This is a genomic window from Larsenimonas rhizosphaerae (assembly GCF_023700005.1).
GTDB lineage: Bacteria > Pseudomonadota > Gammaproteobacteria > Pseudomonadales > Halomonadaceae > Larsenimonas > Larsenimonas rhizosphaerae.
Genome location: NZ_JAMLJK010000001.1, coordinates 2064050 through 2083166 on the forward strand (window position 1 = coordinate 2064050; position 19117 = coordinate 2083166).

At 59.4% G+C, this 19117-nt stretch carries 15 protein-coding genes; 8 read left to right on the plus strand and 7 right to left on the minus strand.

The window, feature by feature from the left end; all coding sequences use genetic code 11:
- Positions 1-4: 4 nt before the first annotated feature.
- Genes tldD through NAT21_RS09505 form a run of 7 tightly spaced genes read right to left on the minus strand, consistent with a single transcriptional unit; the run spans position 5 to position 9945 of the window.
- Positions 5-1453: a metalloprotease TldD gene (gene tldD, locus NAT21_RS09475; RefSeq protein WP_250937706.1), complete on the minus strand. Its 1449-nt coding sequence runs from the start codon at positions 1451-1453 to the stop codon at positions 5-7.
- Positions 1450-5307 carry a YhdP family phospholipid transporter gene (locus NAT21_RS09480; RefSeq protein WP_250937707.1) on the minus strand — a complete coding sequence of 1286 codons (3858 nt, stop codon included), beginning with the start codon at positions 5305-5307 and terminating at the stop codon, positions 1450-1452. The genes tldD and NAT21_RS09480 overlap by 4 nt, the downstream gene beginning before the upstream one ends.
- A gap of 13 nt (positions 5308-5320) precedes the next feature.
- A complete protein-coding gene (gene rng, locus NAT21_RS09485; RefSeq protein ID WP_250937708.1) occupies positions 5321-6796 on the minus strand; it encodes a ribonuclease G in 1476 nt (491 codons plus the stop codon).
- Positions 6797-6847: 51 nt separating this feature from the next.
- A complete protein-coding gene (locus tag NAT21_RS09490; RefSeq protein ID WP_250937709.1) occupies positions 6848-7453 on the minus strand; it encodes a Maf family protein in 606 nt (201 codons plus the stop codon).
- Between the two features lie 9 nt (positions 7454-7462).
- The gene (mreD, locus tag NAT21_RS09495; protein WP_250937710.1) at positions 7463-7936 is read right to left on the minus strand and encodes a rod shape-determining protein MreD; all 474 of its coding nucleotides are present in this window, start codon (positions 7934-7936) and stop codon (positions 7463-7465) included.
- Positions 7926-8870 (minus strand): rod shape-determining protein MreC, encoded by a 945-nt coding sequence (mreC, locus tag NAT21_RS09500; protein WP_284732759.1) that lies wholly within the window; start codon positions 8868-8870, stop codon positions 7926-7928. The genes mreD and mreC overlap by 11 nt, the downstream gene beginning before the upstream one ends.
- Positions 8871-8907: 37 nt before the next feature.
- Positions 8908-9945 (minus strand): rod shape-determining protein, encoded by a 1038-nt coding sequence (locus tag NAT21_RS09505; RefSeq protein ID WP_250937712.1) that lies wholly within the window; start codon positions 9943-9945, stop codon positions 8908-8910.
- Positions 9946-10139: 194 nt separating this feature from the next.
- Here NAT21_RS09505 and gatC point away from each other — a divergent pair, with 194 nt between their 5' ends.
- The 8 genes from gatC (at position 10140) to NAT21_RS09545 (ending at position 19089) form a co-directional block, all read left to right on the plus strand.
- A complete protein-coding gene (gene gatC, locus NAT21_RS09510) occupies positions 10140-10427 on the plus strand; it encodes an Asp-tRNA(Asn)/Glu-tRNA(Gln) amidotransferase subunit GatC (protein WP_250937713.1) in 288 nt (95 codons plus the stop codon).
- Positions 10428-10502: 75 nt separating this feature from the next.
- Positions 10503-11960, plus strand: coding sequence for an Asp-tRNA(Asn)/Glu-tRNA(Gln) amidotransferase subunit GatA (gene gatA, locus NAT21_RS09515; protein ID WP_250937714.1), 1458 nt, complete (start codon positions 10503-10505; stop codon positions 11958-11960).
- Positions 11961-11979: 19 nt separating this feature from the next.
- Positions 11980-13434: an Asp-tRNA(Asn)/Glu-tRNA(Gln) amidotransferase subunit GatB gene (gene gatB / locus NAT21_RS09520; protein WP_250937715.1), complete on the plus strand. Its 1455-nt coding sequence runs from the start codon at positions 11980-11982 to the stop codon at positions 13432-13434.
- 101 nt (positions 13435-13535) lie between these two features.
- Positions 13536-14438 carry a polyprenyl synthetase family protein gene (locus tag NAT21_RS09525; RefSeq protein WP_250937716.1) on the plus strand — a complete coding sequence of 301 codons (903 nt, stop codon included), beginning with the start codon at positions 13536-13538 and terminating at the stop codon, positions 14436-14438.
- Positions 14435-15904, plus strand: a complete 1470-nt coding sequence (crtI, locus tag NAT21_RS09530; RefSeq protein WP_250937719.1) for a phytoene desaturase family protein — start codon at positions 14435-14437, stop codon at positions 15902-15904. Before NAT21_RS09525 ends, crtI begins: the two co-directional genes overlap by 4 nt.
- The gene (locus tag NAT21_RS09535; RefSeq protein WP_250937721.1) at positions 15901-16824 is read left to right on the plus strand and encodes a phytoene/squalene synthase family protein; all 924 of its coding nucleotides are present in this window, start codon (positions 15901-15903) and stop codon (positions 16822-16824) included. The genes crtI and NAT21_RS09535 overlap by 4 nt, the downstream gene beginning before the upstream one ends.
- The gene (locus NAT21_RS09540; RefSeq protein WP_250937724.1) at positions 16821-17960 is read left to right on the plus strand and encodes a lycopene cyclase family protein; all 1140 of its coding nucleotides are present in this window, start codon (positions 16821-16823) and stop codon (positions 17958-17960) included. The genes NAT21_RS09535 and NAT21_RS09540 overlap by 4 nt, the downstream gene beginning before the upstream one ends.
- 130 nt (positions 17961-18090) lie before the next feature.
- On the plus strand, positions 18091-19089 hold the full coding sequence (locus NAT21_RS09545; protein ID WP_250937726.1) for a TRAP transporter substrate-binding protein: 999 nt from the start codon (positions 18091-18093) through the stop codon (positions 19087-19089).
- Positions 19090-19117 lie beyond the last annotated feature (28 nt).

Below are 19117 nucleotides of genomic sequence, written 5' to 3' on the forward strand. Positions count from 1 at the left end.
GAGCCTAACCGGCCTGGGTGCCGCCCACGGTGATCTCATCGAGCTTCAACGTGGGCTGGCCCACACCAACCGGCAGTGACTGCCCTTCCTTCCCGCAGACACCTACACCGGTATCCAGCGCCATGTCGTTGCCAATCATCGAGATGCGGCTCATGCTTTCCGGCCCGTTACCGATAAGCGTCGCCCCCTTGACGGGATAACTCACCTTGCCATCCTCGATCATGTAGGCTTCGCTGGCAGAAAAAACGAACTTGCCCGACGTGATATCAACCTGACCACCGCCGAAACTGACGGCATAAAGACCATGCCTGACGCTTTTGATGATCTCTTCGGGATCATGCTGGCCGTCAAGCATATAGGTATTGGTCATGCGCGGCATCGGCAGGTGCGCGTAGGATTCACGCCGCCCATTACCGGTTGGAGCATGGCCCATCAGGCGAGCATTGAGCTTGTCCTGCATGTAGCCGGTGAGAATGCCATCTTCAATCAACGGGGTACATGCACCCGGCGTGCCTTCATCGTCCACCGAGAGTGAGCCACGCAAATCACTCAGCGTGGCATCGTCGACGATGGTAACGCCACGGGCAGCCACCTGCTCTCCCATCCGACCGGCAAAGGCAGAACTGCCCTTGCGGTTGAAATCACCTTCCAGTCCGTGCCCTACCGCCTCGTGCAACAGCACGCCAGGCCAGCCACTGCCCAGCACCACTGGTAACTGCCCGGCAGGTGCATCACGGGCATCAAGATTGACCAGCGCCTGACGAACCGCCTCACGTGCGTAACGTTCGGCCACGTTGTTCTGCACGAACCGGTCAAGCCCGTACCGGCCACCACCGCCGGCGCTGCCGCGCTCGCGGCGGCCATCACGGGTAGCGATCACTGAAACGTTGAAGCGAACCAGCGGGCGCAGATCGGCCGCCAGCGTGCCATCACTGGCACGAATCATCACCACATCATATACCGCCGACAGGGACACACTGACCTGTCGAACAGCGCTGTCGAGACTTCGGGCAATGCGGTCTGCCTCACGCAGCAACGCCACCTTGACCTCGGGAGCCATCCCGTCGAGCGGATTCCCACCGGCGTAGCGGGCAGGAGCCATCGTCCGGGCTTCTGCCTTCACCCCCAGGCTCTGCCCCTGACGAACAATGCTGCTGGCCGTTCGCCCCGTATCCATGAAGGCATCGGTACTGATTTGATCTGAATAGGCAAACCCGGTCTTCTCACCGGCCTGGGCACGAATGCCCATCCCGCCGTCGATATTGAATCCGGCTTCCTTGACCTCCCCATCCTCCAGAGACCAGGACTCACGCCAGCTTCGCTGCAGATAAACATCGGCAAAATCGACCCCGGGCCCCATGGCATGGGAAAGCCCGGTATCCAGCGCCTCCAGTGACAGGCCGTACGGGTCAAGCAACAGTGCGGTAGCCTGTGAAAACGTATCGTGGTTCATTGAGCATTTTCCAGCCGCAGGTGCGGAGCGCCCCAGGGGCCCTTCACACGGTAGTGAATTTGAGAGACGTCATTAAGCCACCCCTCGAAAATTTCGTGGAACAACCATAACACGCCACCGACCTGCGGCGCGCCTACAGCCAGTGCCGCCAGTGGCAGGTTCTGGGAAACAGGCACCGTCACGCTTAATCGGGCATCCAGCATCTGCTGAATGAAGTCCACCTGCCCGTCAATGGCAAACGGGGTTGAGGTACCGTCGATCCTGACCGGGCCATCCGTGACAAGGCGCCCTTCATAAAGACTTGCGGCCCCCTTGATACTCTTGAAGGCCACCCCTTCCTGAGTCAGATCGGAAAAATTGAACATCAGTCGCCGTACCAGATTATCCAGATTGACAGCGCCGACCAGCTTCGCCAGATTCGAATCCACAAACAGCAGCCGACCACTGCCGGTCGAGAAATCAAGATGACCATTGATGCGCTCGAGCGCCACCTGCCACGGGGCACCAGGCCAGGCCAGACGCAGCGCCGAGTCGGCCGACTGGGTGTGAACACTCGGCTTGGGCGTAACAAGTGCCACGGTATCGGCCAGATCACCACTCTTGAGATGACCATTGAGCCGCGTGAGGCTACGCTCACCAGCCTTTTCCCAGATCAGCTCCCCCTTGAACCGGCTGCCCGGCACCGAAAGCGTCAGGGGTGACAACTGCAGAGAACGCGCACTCGACTGCCAGGTGCTGTTCAGCGGCCCAAGCTGGTGACCTTCATAATTGATGCGATCGATGGAGATCTGGCCCGGCGGCAGGCTGCCCATTCCGGACGGAAAAGGGTTAACGTCAAAGGGCATCTGCACCCGTTCACCGGCTGCCAGCAGCGGATATACCACATCGGCGGGCCGCGTGGCCGTTTCCGTCATGGAGGTATCGTTGATTCGTATCAGACGGGACAGATCCAGCCGATCAAGATGAACATCGATGGGCGTGGGAAGGGCCTGAGGGGCCCATCGCAGAAGGCCAGAGGCCAGCGCGGAACGCAAGCGAACCTGCCACTGACCGTCATGGGGTTCCGCATACAATGTCAGCGGCCCCTGACAGTGGCCGGCAATATCCAGACAGCCCGCATTGAGTCCCACACGCGCCAGCAACTGATTGATCGGCCGCACACTGCTGCCAAAGGCGTCTTCTCCCGCCTGGGCAGAAGCGGCTGCACGGGGTGTCAGGGAAAGCTCCGCCAGCGGATCAATCCATTCCCGCGGCGCCAGCCGGTCGGTATCCCAATGCACGTACCAGTGATCGCTGTCAGGCCAGTCCGGAGTGTTCGGCCAGCGCTGAAGCCAGATCTGACCCTGCGCATCACTGTGGCGCCACCGGGCACGCACCCGATCTTCAAAGGTCAGCTCACCGGTTCCCTGCCCAAAGTTCATTTCAAGTGATAACGGTGCCGAGCGATCCACGAGCTTGGCGAAAGGCTCCGGCAGATTGACGGCCAACCCCTTCATGGGCGACTCAAGGGTCAGCACCGGCCCGGAATCCTTCAGATGCAGTGCCGCATGATAGTCAAATGCCCCATGAATGCTGTTGGTCAACCCATCGATACCCAGCCAGCCTGTGACTCCCTGAGCATGTGCCCGACCATCAAAGGTCACCAGATTTCTGGCCAGATCGACGCGCGTTCTGACAACGTCCTCGAAGACGCGACCGGTAAAGTCGCCAGTCAGGTCATCCGTATTCCCATGATGGCGATAATCGAACGTACCGGCGATGTCGGTCGTGGTGATATCGGCCGGCAAAAACAGAGCGCGCCCCTTGTCGATTCGACCACTGGCACGAATATCGGCCTGGCCCTTCTCGGTCATGGGCACGCGAACATTGACCATGCCTGTCAGTGGCCCACTGACACGCCATTGCGCCAGGCTCTGGGACAGTGAGGCATCCAGCGGGGCCTGTTGAAGGAAGGCCAGCGCACGGGAAGCATTGCCACTGACCGGCGCCGAGGCCTCCAGCACGTCGTTTTGATAGCTGACCCGCCCCTCATGGGTCACCATGCCATTCTGGCTGGCATGATCAATACGTGCGTCGAACGTGTCGTCCCGCAGGGAAACATGACCATCGATATCGGTCAGCGCCGGCCAGCCGTCGACATAGCGCATGGCCCCCTCCTTAACGTCCATGTCCAGCCGCACCCGATCCTTGTCAGGGCCTGGGCCATTGAACACCAGATTCAGGGCCAGCGAGCCGTCGGGAATATGGCCCGAGATAATATTGGTACCAAGCCAGGTACTGATTTCAGGGCTTAATGCGTTGAGCGGCAACCACTCCTTCGGCCTTTTGGCATTGACATTCTTCATTGATAGCCGCACGGCCATCGTCTCGTCCCCGTCGACCGGCAGAGCGATGCGAAGGCTACCGGTAGCGCTGGCACCGCGGCGCGTGGCGTCCAGCGTAGAGCTTCCAAATACCCAGCCTGACGCATCATGCGTCCAGTAAAAGCCGCCGGTAACGCTGTCCAGATCCCAGGGGGTTGCCAGCACGCGGGGCATTTTCAGAACGGCATCGCGCCCCGTTGCCTTGATCACGCCTTCACGCGAGGTACCGTCGACCCAGATATCCAGCGGCCCACCGGCAGGGGCATGCTCCCAGGGCGATGTTTCAATACCCTTGCCGGCCAGCTGAAGCGTCCAGCCATCCTTCCAGCCCAGAGCTGCACCTGTCACCTCTCCACGAGGCGACATGGCAGTCAACGCCTTCGTCACCATGGTGGGCAACGGCAAGGCCGGCCACCACGCCTGAAGTGGGCCCAGAGCCAGCGCGGGAACATGCAGCGTGAAGGCATCCAGTGTGGACGAGGCGGTCAGGCTCAATCGCTCGGGAAGCACCGACGCATTCTGTCCCGGCGCCAGAGCCGACAGGTTATTCACCAGCCCGACCCAGCCATCCTCACGTCGCTCAAGCCAAAAGCGGGCACCAATCCCCTTGATGACATGCACATCCCCAGACGCCAGATCCAGTTCGGGTACCGAAAGCCGGCCCGATACATCGGTCAACTGACCCTGTTGCCACCTGGCATGTACCGTCGCCTGCCCCTCGTCAGCCGCAGGTGTCACAGCCCCGGGCGGCGCGACTACGCTCCAGAGGGAAAGCGCCTGATGTGCAGCCACATCCAGCTGCAGGCGCGCATCAAGGGATGAACCGGTCTGGGGCAGTACGGCAACTATCTGCAACCCGCGAGCATGCCCCTGACCTACATGCCCCCAGGCTTCCAGTTGATAGTCATCGCCATTATCAAACAGCGCTACCCGGGGCAGGCTAATGCGCAGGGTGTCTTGCTGGCCGTGAAGTACAGCCTCGGCATCAGAGATATGAAATCGCTGGCGAGACAACAGCGCCGCCCAGGCATCGAGCCGTTCAAGCGTCATGCCCTGGCGTGAAGAAGAGGAAGAAGACTGATCCCAGGGCCACTGACCCTGGCCATTCTGGTAGAAATGCACGACCGGACGGCTGATATCGAGCCGGCTCATGACAAGGGCGCCGGCACGCAACGATGCCAGCCCGTCAATGCGGGCCGAAAAGCTGTCGATACTGAGCATCGGCCGTGGCGCGCTGCCGGCGGTGCCCTTTCTTTCAGGCATATCAAGGCGGAGGTGATCAAACTTCAGGCGCGGATCAAACCCGACAAAACGCAGCGACACATCGCTGGCCGCCAATCCGGCGTCATCAGGAATTCCCATCATGTTGAGGACCATCGGTTGCACGGACGGCAATGACAGCACCCCCATGCGCAGGGCGCTCAATGCGATGGCCACCACCACCAGAAGTGCTGCCCCGGTCATGACTGCCAGGCGAAGCAATGCACGCACAAGTCTCATCCCTTTACATCAGTACGATGTCGTACTGCTCCTGGGTGTAATGGTGCTCCACCTGAAACCGTATCGGCTTGCCTATAAAGGACTCAAGGTCAGCAACGGCCGTCGATTCCTCATCCAGTAAACGGTCCACTACATTCTGTGCTGCCAGCACCATATAGGTATCCGGCCCGTAGGCCCGCTCTTCCCGCAGGATTTCACGGAAGATTTCATAGCATACCGTTTCCGCCGTTTTCAGAGTGCCTCGGTTATGGCACACGGGGCAGGACTCGCACAGCACCTGCTCGAGGCTTTCCCGGGTACGCTTGCGCGTCAGCTGAACCAGTCCAAGCTCGGTTACGCCGGTCAGCTTGGTCTTGGCACGGTCACGCTCCATCGCCCGTTCAAGCACGCGCATGACCTGGCGGCGATGCTCGGCGTCTTCCATGTCGATGAAATCGATGATGATAATGCCACCGAGGTTGCGCAACCGAAGTTGGCGAGCAATGGCGGTGGCTGCTTCAAGGTTGGTCTTGAAAATGGTTTCTTCAAGATTGCGATGACCGACAAAGGCACCGGTATTGATATCAATGGTGGTCATGGCTTCGGTCTGATCCACCACCAGATAGCCACCGGATTTCAGTTGAACCTTGCGCTCAAGCGCTCGCTGAAGCTCATCTTCGACAGAGAACAGATCGAAGATGGGGCGCTCGCCCGGATAATATTCGACCTTGTCGAGCATGTCGGGCATGAACTCCCGGGCAAACTCCATCAACCGGGCATGATTTTCCCGCGAATCGATACGTACCCGCTCGATATCATCACGCATCACATCACGTAAAATGCGCATGAAAAGCGGCAGGTCACCATAGATCAGACTGACGGCAGGCGACGCCGGGCGCGCACGCCGTGCATCAATCTTGTTCCAGAGCCGGTGAAGGAACCGGATATCGTTGCAAAGCTCGTCGCTGGAGGCGCCTTCAGCGGCAGTACGAATGATGAACCCGGGGGGATGGCTGCCCTCATGGCTTGTCTGCGCCTGCTCCTGCTCGACAATGGCCCTGAGCCGCTCCCGCTCTTCGGCATCCTCGATACGCTGAGACACGCCAATGTGTGCCGAGTCCGGCATATACACCAGATAACGCGATGGCACCGACAGATGCGTGGTCAGTCGTGCGCCCTTGGTGCCGATCGGATCCTTGGTGACCTGGACCACCAGAGACCGCCCTTCCTGAAGCAGTTGATTGATGGATAGCTGTTCACTGGCGGGCGTATTGGCCGGCATGACTTCATGGGCATGAATGAAGGCGGCCCGCTCAAGCCCGATATCAATAAAGGCGGCCTGCATGCCCGGCAGCACACGCACCACCTTGCCCTTGTAGATATTGCCGACAATTCCGAGGCGACGGCTGCGCTCGACAAAGGCTTCCTGAAGGACGCCGTTTTCGACTACAGCCACCCGGGTCTCCATCGGGGTCAGATTGATCAGCACCTCGCCACTCATGCAGCCATCTCCTGTTCGTTGGACCGGCCTTCCCGGCGAACCAGCCACGGGTCAGCGATCGGCATCCGTTGCCGCTGCCTGCCACGCGTTAATTCCCTGCCGAGCCAGCAGAGCAGCACTTTCCGCCAGCGGCAGACCTACCACTGCTGAATAGCTGCCCTCCAGCCGGGTCACGAACACCGCGCCCAACCCCTGAACAGCGTACCCTCCCGCCTTGTCCTGCGGCTCGCCGGTTTCCCAGTAGGCAGCAGGCTCATCAGGGGTCAGGGTACGAAACTGTACCTCGGTCACCACGGTATCGGTCAGCACCCCGGCCGGGCCGATGACGCAGACACCGGTCATCACCTGATGCCGCCGGCCCGAAAGCCGCTGCATGGTGGCAATGAAATCATCACGATCAGCGGGCTTGCCCAGAATGGTGTTATCCACCACTACCACGGTATCCGATCCGAGCACGACACGCTCGGGATGGCCGGCATGCCCAGCGCGGGCCTTTTCCTCGGCCAGCCGAGCAACCAGCGCCAAAGGCGCCTCGTCAGGCCGAGGTGTTTCATCAATATCAACACCCTGGCCTTCCGCCATGATGCCGATGGAGGCAAGCAGTTCACGCCGGCGCGGCGACGCCGATGCCAGCCATAGTCGGGTAGAGGTTGTCACACCGCGTCCTTATACCAGTGTCAGTTGGCGTCGAATGACATTTATCAGGGTAAACCACCAGGGCCAGAGCACACCGACCACGATGGCTGAATATACAAATTCGATGTGCAGCACCGAGGCGCCGAACATCAGTCGCAGCCACTGATCCAGCAACTGGATCAGTCCGAATATGACAATAAGCAGACCCGCCTGCTGCCACAGGGAATAAATGCGAAGGCGCTGGTAGAGCAATAGAACAAGATAGGCCATCAGCGACAGCAACAAGGCATTATGCCCGAATGTGACCCCTTCCAGCAGATCAAGAAACAATCCGAAGATAAAGCCGTAAAAGACGCCTACGCGCGAAGGCGTCACAATACACCAGTACGCCAGCATCATGCCGAGCCAGTTGGGGCGCCAGATCAACCACGCATCCGGCATCGGCATGACCTGCAGCCCCAGTGCCAGCAGCAAGGTCGCCCAGGTAAAGAGCCTAAGGGGCATCACTGACCTCCTGACGATCCTTCAGGGGCTCGAGCCCCTGAAGGTGACGCGATACCGTAATGGCCTCATCGCTGACATCGGGGATATCCTTCAGGGCCTCGCGGGCAAACAGCATCAAAAAATGCCGGCTTCGCTCCAGTCGGGCTACTGGTGCGGCTTCCACCGTGGCAAAGGGGCCACCGTCGTCAGGTTGTATCCGGGTTACTCGCGCTACGGGATACCCTTCAGGAAAACGACTTGCCAGTCCGGAGGTAACCAGCAAGTCCCCTTCCCTGACATCTGCATTGTTGGGCACATGCAGCAGCTCCAGACTCACGTTTTGCCCGTTACCCTGAATAATGAACCGAAGCCCGGTGCGATTATCCTGCACCGGTACGGCACTGTTGGCATCGGTAATCAGCAATACACGGCTTGTAAAGCGGGAAACGGCAATGACCTGACCGGTCAGGCCGGAAGCATCCACAACGGGCTGCCCTTCGTAGATGCCGTCATCATGCCCTCGATCAACGATCATCTGCTGCACAAAGGGGTCGTTGTCCAGCATCATGAGCTCGGAGGCAACCCAGGAAATATGGCCACGTGGCGTGGCATTGAGCAGGTCACGCAACCGGCTGTTTTCTTCTACAAGGCTGGCCATGCGCTGATTGCGCTGGGAGAGAATCAGTAACTGATTGCGCAGCGCCTGATTGTCATCAATCAGGTCGTTTTTGCTGCTGAGAACGGTCGACAACCAGGTCAGGCCCCGGGAGGGCTGACTGACAAACCATTGAACAGGCGCTACCAGCGTCGCTGACTGCTGGCGAACCTGGCTCATCCACTGAAAGCGATGATCGGCGAACATCAGTACCAGTGCCAGGACCGCGCACAACATCATGCGGTACCCTGGCACGGGTCCTTCGAGAAAAAGCGGCTTGATAAGTCCATGCTCCTGCAGGCCGGTGACAGCACAGGGGCACTGTCACAAGACGGGCTCAGTCGGACGCCAGCAGTTCAAAGGCATGCTGATCAATCATTTCCAGTGCCTTGCCACCACCGCGAGCGACACAGGTCAGTGGGTCTTCGGCAATGATGACCGGCAGACCGGTTTCTTCCGCCAGCAGCTTGTCGATATCACGCAACAGGGCACCACCACCGGTGAGGACCAGCCCCCGGTCCGCAATATCCGAGGCCAGTTCCGGCGGTGATTGTTCCAGTGCACTCTTCACGGCCGCAACAATCGACATCAGCGGTTCCTGAAGGGCATCCAGAATTTCGTGCGAATTGAGCGTAAAGCTTCGCGGTACGCCCTCGGCCAGATTACGGCCACGAACGTCGATTTCAAGCAACTCGCCTTCCGGCCAGGCACTGCCGATCTCTTCCTTGATCCGCTCGGCAGTTGCCTCACCGATCAGGCTGCCATAATGGCGGCGCACATAGGAGGTAATCGCTTCGTCAAAGCGGTCACCACCCACACGCACGGATTCGGAGTACACCACACCGGACAGGGAAATGATGGCTATCTCGGTTGTGCCACCTCCGATATCGACCACCATCGACCCCTGAGCCTCCTCGACGGGCAGCCCCGCTCCGATCGCTGCCGCCATGGGCTCCTCGATCAAAAAGACTTCCCGGGCACCGGCACCTTCGGCCGATTCCTTGATCGCGCGGCGCTCTACCTGCGTCGACATGCAGGGCACACAGACCAGTACGCGTGGGCTGGGTGTCAGAAAGGTGCTCTGATGGACCTTCCGAATGAAGTGCTGCAGCATTTGTTCGGTCACGGTGAAGTCGGCAATAACGCCATCCTTCATCGGTCGGATTGCCGTAATGTTGCCGGGGGTACGCCCAAGCATTCGCTTGGCGTCCAGCCCGACAGCGGCCACACTGCGCATATTCCCGGACTGGCGAATTGCCACGACCGAGGGCTCGTCGAGCACGATACCGCGACCGCGCACGTAAATCAGTGTATTAGCCGTTCCCAGGTCGATGGAAAGATCGCTGGAAAATAGTCCGCGTAAACGTTTAAACATGTAAGTCTTTCACCTAGTCCAGACCTAAACCCTGTGCAGATGCGAACGGTATCATCGCCACCCTGATGCGGCAAGCAAGCACGCCTGCCTTCCTGATACGAGTTATGATACCTTTTTTAGTCAGCCATTCTTACTGGCAGATACATTTTTTCGCATTATTCTTGCTAACCGCCGGAACCACTTCAGGAGTTTCCATGGCGATTGAACATGCCGATGTCCTTCGCGCCGCGCATCTGGCCCGTCTGGGCATCGATAATACCGATGCCGAACGTTACGTGGGCGACCTCTCTCGTATCCTCGATATGGTAGACGCCCTATCGGGTATTGATACCGATGGCGTCAAGCCGCTGGCTCATCCCCTTGATGCGACCCAGCCGCTCAGGGCCGATGAAGCCATTGAACCCAACCGACGCGATACCTATCAGGAAAGTGCCCCGGCCGTAGCCGACGGTTATTACCTGGTACCCCGCGTGGTCGAATGAGCCTGATTCCTTCAATGCCGGATTATTTGACCCTTTTCATGATCTGCCGAACACGCCAAGGAGTTCGCTCCCCCCATGCATGACCTGACGCTTGCCGATATCGCCAAGGGACTCGCCAGAGGCGACTATTCAAGCCGCGAACTGACACAGCATTACCTGTCGCGCATCGAATCCCTGGACCGCCGGTTGAACAGTTTCATCACTGTGACAGGCGAACACGCCCTTGCCGCCGCCGATGCTGCCGACGCTGCTCGTCAGAGCGGCCAGGCCGGCATCCTGGCCGGCGTACCACTGGCCTACAAGGATATCTTCTGCACCGAAGGCGTTCGCACCAGCTGCGGGTCAAGGATGCTCGACAGCTTCAAGGCACCCTATGACGCCACCGTTGTCGAGAAGCTGAAGCTGGCCGGAACCGTCAGTCTGGGCAAGACCAACATGGACGAATTTGCCATGGGCTCGTCCAATGAAACCAGCTTCTACGGTCCGGTACGCAACCCGTGGAATACGGATCTGGTGCCCGGTGGTTCCTCTGGCGGTTCTGCCGCCGCCGTAGCCGCAGGGCTGACCCCAGCGGCCCTGGGCACTGACACCGGCGGCTCCATTCGCCAGCCTGCTGCCTTTTGCGGCATTACCGGCCTGAAACCGACCTATGGTCGTGTCTCGCGCTATGGCATGGTGGCTTACGCCTCGAGCCTTGATCAGGGTGGCCCCATGGCACGTACGGCTGAAGACTGCGCGCTACTACTCAATGCCATGGCCGGCCATGACCCGCGCGACTCCACAAGCGTTGCCCGCGCGGTACCGGATTACACCCAGTCGCTGGCCGAACCCCTGAAGGGCCTGAAGATCGGCCTGCCCCGTGAATATTTCGGCGAGGGCCTGGACGGTGGCGTCGAAACCGCCGTGCGTGATGCCATCAAGGTGTATGAAGCCCTCGGCGCACAGGTCATCGATGTCAGCCTGCCACATACCCGCCTGGCCATCCCGACCTATTACGTCATTGCCCCGGCCGAGGCCTCGTCGAACCTGTCACGTTATGACGGTGTACGGTTCGGCCATCGTTGCGATGCTCCGACGGATCTGATGGATCTGTACAAGCGGTCGCGGGTTGAAGGGTTTGGTGAAGAGGTCAAGCGCCGCATCCTGATCGGCACTCACACCCTGTCCGAAGGGTTCTTTGATGCCTATTACAAGAAGGCCCAACAAGTACGTCGCCTGATTCGACAGGACTTTCTGGACGCCTTCGACAAGGTTGATGTCCTGATGGGACCTGCTGCGCCTACCCCGGCCTTCGAGCTTGGCAACCAGGCCGATCCGGTACAGATGTACCTGCAGGACATCTACACCATTGCCATCAACCTGGCCGGCATTCCCGGTATCAGCGTACCCGCAGGCTTTGCCGGTGACCGCCCGGTCGGCCTTCAGATTCTGGCACCGCATTTCAGTGAAGCCCACCTGCTGAACGTGGCCCATGCCTTCCAGATGCAGACAGACTGGCATACCCGCCGCCCTGCGCTGACCGCCGACGAGTGACAAGGAGAAGAAACCGATCATGCAATGGGAAACTGTAATCGGGCTTGAAGTGCACGTTCAGCTGGCCACGCAGTCCAAGATTTTTTCCGGGGCCTCTACCGCCTATGGCGCCGAGCCTAACACCCAGGCCTGTGCCGTGGACCTGGGCATGCCGGGAGTGCTCCCGGTCGTTAACGAAAATGCGGTGGCCATGGCCGTAAGGTTCGGACTGGCCATTGGCGCCGAGATTCCGGAAGTATCGATTTTCGAGCGCAAGAATTATTTTTACCCCGATCTCCCCAAGGGATATCAGACCAGCCAGATGGCCCAGCCGATTGTCGGACCGGGGACGATTGACATCACGCTTGACGATGGCACCGTCAACGCCGTGCGCATCCACCACGCCCATCTGGAAGAGGATGCCGGCAAATCCATGCATGAGAGCTTTCATGGCATGACCGGCATAGACCTGAATCGGGCCGGTACGCCGCTGCTGGAGATTGTATCCGAGCCGGACATGCGCTCGGCCAGGGAAGCCTCTGCCTATGTGCGTGCCCTGCACGCAATTGTCACCTACATGGGCATTTCCGACGGCAACATGGCGGAAGGCTCCATGCGATGTGATGTCAATGTCTCCGTACGCCCCAAGGGCCAGGAAGCATTCGGCACCCGCGCCGAGATCAAGAACGTCAACTCGTTCAGGTTCATCGAACAGGCCATCGAATGCGAGGTGGAACGTCAGATCGATCTGATCGAGGACGGCGGAAAGGTTGTGCAGGAAACGCGTCTCTTTGACCCGGACCTCAACGAAACCCGCAGCATGCGCACCAAGGAAGAAGCCAACGACTACCGCTACTTCCCCTGCCCTGACCTGTTACCAATGATGCTGGACGACGCCTATATCGAGCATCAACGGTCCCTGCTGCCCGAACTGCCTTCGGAAAAGCGGCAGCGGTTTGAAACCGCTCTGGGTCTGTCTGCCTATGATGCCAGCGTGCTGGCCAGCTCAAGGGCGATGGCAGACTACTTCGAGCAGGCCATGCAGTCCTGTGGCGATGCCAAGCTGGCTGCCAACTGGGTTCAGGGCGATCTGTCTGCTCGACTGAACAAGGCCGGTCTGGACATCAGCGAAAGCCCGGTCAGTGCGACACAGCTGGGTGAGCTGCTGGCGCGCATCAAGGACGACACCATCAATGGCAAGGCCGCCAAGCAGGTATTCGCTGACCTCTGGGACTGCAAGGGGGAAACCGCCGACCAGATCATCGAGGCACGCGGTCTGAAGCAGGTTACCGATACGGCAGCGATCGAAGCCATCGTGGACCAGGTCATTACCGACAACCCGGTTCAGGTAACCCAGTATCGGGAAGCCGAACCGGACAAGCGCGGCAAGATGATCGGCTTCTTCGTGGGCCAGGCCATGAAGGCCTCTCGCGGCACGGCCAACCCGCAACAGGTCAATGCCCTGATCAAGAGCAAGCTGGACGCCCTGTTGTAGTTCGGCATCCGGGCCCCCCAGGGGCCCGGCATTCTGTTCCGTGACCATCTATACTCTTGCATCGTATTGATAATAAATACCAGGGACGGGAACTCGTTGACATGCCTTCGCCGCAGTCTGCCTATCGGTGTGAAACACCGGAACCATCTTGCTTATCGTCGGACACCCTGCACAACGCGTTGCACACTGCGCTGCTGGGAGACAACGCAGCCAGTGATGACATCATCACTCGTGCCTGTCGGCATCACCTCAAGACCACTGGCGGATTGCTCCGGGCACGACTGGCCTTCAGCACGGCACGCGCTCTGGAGATCCCCTCAACCACAGCCCTGACCCTTGCACTGATTCCCGAGCTCTTGCATAACGCATCGCTGATCCACGATGACGTGCAGGACCGGGATGAAACCCGTCGTGGTCATCCGAGCCTCTGGAAGGCCTTTTCTGCCGAGGTTGCCCTGTGTGTGGGTGACCTGCATATATCTGCCGCCTACGGCTGCGCAGGAGCGCTGCAGAACTACCCGAATATCCTTGCCGAACTGATCACCTGCACTCATGCAGGCGTAACCCGGACCATACACGGCCAGGCACAGGATCTGGCCGGGTCGGCTGGATGCGAGCTGACAACCTACCTGTCGATGGCACGTGACAAGACGGCCCCGTTGATCGGACTGTCGCTTGAACTTCCCCTGCGTACCGGTGGCCATCATGCCGCCCTGCCATGGGCCGCAAAAGCCGTGGATGCCTTTGCCATTGCCTACCAGATTGCCGACGACATCGATGACATCGAGCGGGATGCCCTACGCCCCGGCAGTGACAACCTGGTCCACCGACTGGCTGCTGATCATCCGGATGATGCCCTCGACAGGGCTGTTCAGATGGCCATGCACTACCTCGATCAGGCCGAAACAATGGCTCGCCAACTGCCTGGCGACAGTGGCCTGCCACTACGCCATGAGACACACCGACTCGGACAGCGTCTGAGTACGTCAAGGGACACCCAATGAGCCACACCATCGTTATCGGCGGCGGTTTCGGCGGCATCGCCGCCGCCCTTCGCGCCCGCAAACTGGGGCACGATGTGACCCTGCTGGAGCGCAACGATTCGCTGGGCGGACGGGCTCAGGTCTTCGAGGACCAGGGTTATCGCTTTGATGCCGGCCCGACCGTTATTACCGCGCCCTTTCTGTTCGAAGAGCTGTTTGGCCTGTTCGGCAAGAAAATGTCGGACTATCTCACCATGCTGCCACTGGACGTGTGGTACCGCTTCCACTTTTCCGATGGACGTAGTTTCGATTACGGCAGTGACATGGACAGGACACTGGCCGACATTGCGCGTTTCAATCCAGAGGATGTCGACGGTTATAAAAAACTGCTGGCTCGTTCGGAAGCGATCTACAAGGTCGGCTTCGAGCAGCTGGCCGACCAGCCGTTTCATCGTGTCTCCACCATGCTCAAGCAGGTTCCAGCGCTGCTCCGACTGGGCAGCTATCGGTCGGTGTGGGGAATGGTCAGCCATTACCTCAAGGACCCGATGCTGAGGCGCGCCTTCTCCATTCCCCCGCTGCTTGTCGGCGGCAACCCCTTTCGAACCACCAGCATCTATGCGCTGATTCCGTGGCTTGAACGCAAATGGGGTGTTCATTTTCCAAAGGGTGGTACCGGCGCCCTGGTCCAGGGGCTGACTCGCCTGATGCGCGAAGAAGGCATTCAGATCCGTACCCAGTGCACCGTGGATCACATTACCTGCGAAGGCCGTCGCGCCACCGGCGTCCGGCTGGCCAGCGGTGAAACCCTGACTGCGGATCGAGTCATTGCCAACGCAGATGCCGCCTACCTGTATCGTCACATGGTACGCGAACTGCCCAAGGCAGCCCGTTTCAAGCTCGATCATGCAAGATACTCGATGGGGTTGTTTGTTCTTTACCTGGGCGTCAACCGCACCTATGACGATGTAGCCCACCACACCATCTGGCTGGGAGAACAGTACAGGGAACTGCTGGAAGACATCTTCGAACACAAGGTCATGAAGGATGACTTCTCGCTTTACGTGCATCGACCCACCGCCACGGACGACAGCTTTGCTCCGCCAGGCTGTGACTCCTTCTATATTCTGGCACCTGTTCCCAATCTGCAGGGCGATATCGACTGGTCAAAGCGTGCCGGCACGCTGGGTGATGCGATCATCAAGGCCCTGTCGGCCACCATATTGCCTGACGTCGAAAAGCACATTGACACGCGGTTTCACATGACACCGGAAGATTTCAAAAATCGCTATCTCAGCGAGCACGGCACCGGCTTTTCAATCGCGCCCCTGTTTCAACAGTCCGCCTGGTTCCGGTTTCACAACAAAAGTGAGGTGCTCGACCGATTGTATCTGGTAGGAGCTGGCACTCATCCGGGAGCCGGACTGCCTGGCGTGGTATCCAGTGCCAAGGTTGTCGAGCGACTTTTGAAAGAAGAAACCCCATGAATGAAGCACGCGCCCTGCTTGCCCGACACGGCAAGTCATTCTGGTTTGCCAGCCGGTTCATGGAAAAAGGCGATGCCGATGATGCCGCACAGCTCTACGCTGCCTGCCGCATTCTGGATGATCTTGCCGATGAAGACATGCCCAGCGCCGAAGAAAATGTACGGGCACGGCAGCGCCTTCAATGCATTCGCGAAGAACTTTTCACCCCGGCCGCCGCCGGTGATGACCCTGTCACGAAAGCACTCAAGGACCTGCATGTTCGCCGAGGGGTTAACCTTGACGCTGCTGCTGCATTGATTACGGCATTGACCCGCGACGCCGACACCAGCCTCCAGCTTGATAACCAGGCCGAACTGCTGCGGTACTGCTATGGCGCAGCCGGCACCGTGGGCGTCATGATGGCGCCACTGATCGGTGCACCCTCCGATGCCTGGCCCCACGCCATCGATCTGGGCATCGCCATGCAATTGACCAACATTGCTCGGGATATTCAGGAAGATGCGCGATTGGGCCGACGTTATGTGCCTGGCGACTGGGTCGACCAGGCCCCGCCAGCGGCGCTCGATAATCCGGCTGGCTCGCTGGCCGTCAAAGCAGCCGCGGCCAACCTTGCCCTGCTGGAACTGGCCGACACCTACTATCAAAGCGGTGCCGATGGCTTTCAACGTATCCCGATCAAAAATCGACGCGCGATCGCCGTCGCAGCAGAGGTCTATCGCGGTATCGGCCTTCAACTTCGTACGCGTCAGGGGCGCTACTGGGATGGCCGTGCCATGGTGTCACTGCCAGGTAAAGTGAGGCTCGCCGCCAGACGACTGACAGGACATGGGCATATCAGGCCCGCCGGTCGCCCTGGGCATGACAGCACCCTGCATGCGGCGCTGGCCGGGCTTCCCGGCACCCATCCGCCCTCATCATGAGCGCCCGCTGTGATATCGCGATTCTGGGAGGTGGCTGCGCCGGCCTGAGTCTGGCATGGCACCTCTGTCAGCAGCCATCAACGCAGCGCATCATCATCATAGAACCTCGCAGGGAGTATGAGGAGGACCGCACCTGGTGCGGCTGGCCGCTTGCGCCTCACCCCTTTGATCACTGCGTTGTCGCGCGCTGGCATCAGTGGACACTGACCACGACACAGGGCCACACCCGAGTCAGGTCGCCCCTGGGCTACGAAATGATCAGCGCGCAGCTATTTTACGACACGACTCGGGCCGCCATTGACGCCGCACCGCACGTCACGCTGTGGACCGGAGTCCGGGCCGGCCCGCTTGAAGAGCGCGATGATGAGGTGATAATCACGCTGGATAATGGCCAGACCCTTGCTGCACGGCAGGTTATCGACACCCGCCCCAGAGCAACCAGGCTGGCACCCCCCTGGCGCTGGCAGGATTTTGCCGGGCGCCTCATCGAATCCCCCCTGCTTGGAGAGGATGCCACGGCGGAGTTGATGAATTTCGCTGCAGCGCCCCCGCCGGACGGGGAAGCGCTGGATTTCGTGTACCTGCTGCCGACGGGAGATCACACGGCACTGGTAGAGTGGACCCGGTTTGGACGTGCCCCCACTCCACCCGGCGAACTTGATGCCCGGCTAATGCAGTACATAGACCAACGCTTTGGCAAGGTTCACTGCCTGCGTCAGGAAGCCGGGACACTGCCCATGGCACCGGCTGACGGCCATCACCAGGGTCGCATTCTCCATGCAGGCACCGCCGGAGGCGCCATGCGGCCGGCAACCGGCTACGCCTTTCACGCCATTCAGCGCTGGGCACTCGACTGTAGCACCGCGATGATCGCAGGCAAGGCTCCGACAGCGCACACCACACCACGCTGGCTGCTGGAACTTGATCGTATCTACATGACCGCCCTGTCGCGCTATCCGGACCAGGCTCCTGAATTCTATCGTCAGCTGTTTGCACGATTACCGGCCGAGCGTGTGATCCGGTTTCTGGCAGGGCAGCCAACGTTCACGGATGTATGGCGCGTCATGTCAGCCCTTCCTCCCCGCCCGTTTCTATCAAGTGCGGCGCACCTTTATCTTCCCCTTCAGAGCAAATGATCCTTCGTACCATGAAGTGCTAACACAAAGTATTATTTCGCCAGACGCACCTCCGTTCTAATCTACGTGAGCACGACGTAACAATATGTAATAAGACACGTCTTCGTACGCACTACAGGGAGTACTGCTCATGGCACTTAACGCCTCCAGGTCACTGGCACTGGCTGCGGGTCTCGCCGCGCTTCTCGGGATCACGCAGGCCCAGGCCGAGCAAATCGTGATCAAGTTTTCACACGTAGTGGCTGACTCGACCCCCAAGGGTCAGGGCGCCCTCATGTTTCAGAAACTGGTCAAGGAAAGGCTGGGGGACAAGGTGAGGGTTGAGGTCTATCCCAACTCCTCCCTGTATGGCGATGGCAAGGAAATGGAAGCGCTGCTGCTGGGCGATGTACAGATGCTGGCCCCTTCGCTGGCCAAGTTCGACAAGTACAACAAGCAGCTGCAGATTTATGACCTGCCATTCCTGTTCAAGGATATTAATGCCGTTGACCGCTTTCAGCACAGCCCGGAAGGCAAGCAGCTGCTGACCTCCATGCAGGACAAGGGCGTTCTGGGGCTGGGCTACTGGCATAACGGCATGAAACAGCTGTCAGCCAACAAGAAACTGCAGGATCCGCGCGATGCCCGCGGCCTGAAGTTCCGTGTCCAGTCGTCCAATGTGCTTGAGGAACAGTTCAAGGCTGTCAGGGCCATCCCACGCAAGATGAGTTTCTCGGAAGTATACCAGGGCCTCCAGACCGGCGTGGTCAACGGGGCAGAAAACCCCTGGTCCAATATCTACAGCCAGAAGTTCTATGAGGTACAGGATTACATCACCGAATCCAATCATGGTCTCCTGGACTACATGCTGATTACCAATGCCAAGTTCTGGAACGGCCTGCCGGACGATGTACGGTCCGAACTTGATGACATCGTTGAAGAAGTCACCACGGCAGTAAACGAAGAGGCCAAGCAGATCAATGACAGCGATCGTCAGAAGATCATTGATGCCGGCACCACGACGGTCATCCAGCTGACACCAGAGCAGCGCAATGAATGGCGCGAAGCCATGAAGCCGGTCTGGAAGGAGTTTGAAGGTGATATCGGCAAGGATCTGATCGATGCCGCTGACAAGTCCAACCAAAGCTGAAATTACCGGGCTACGGCCCGGTTTTTTT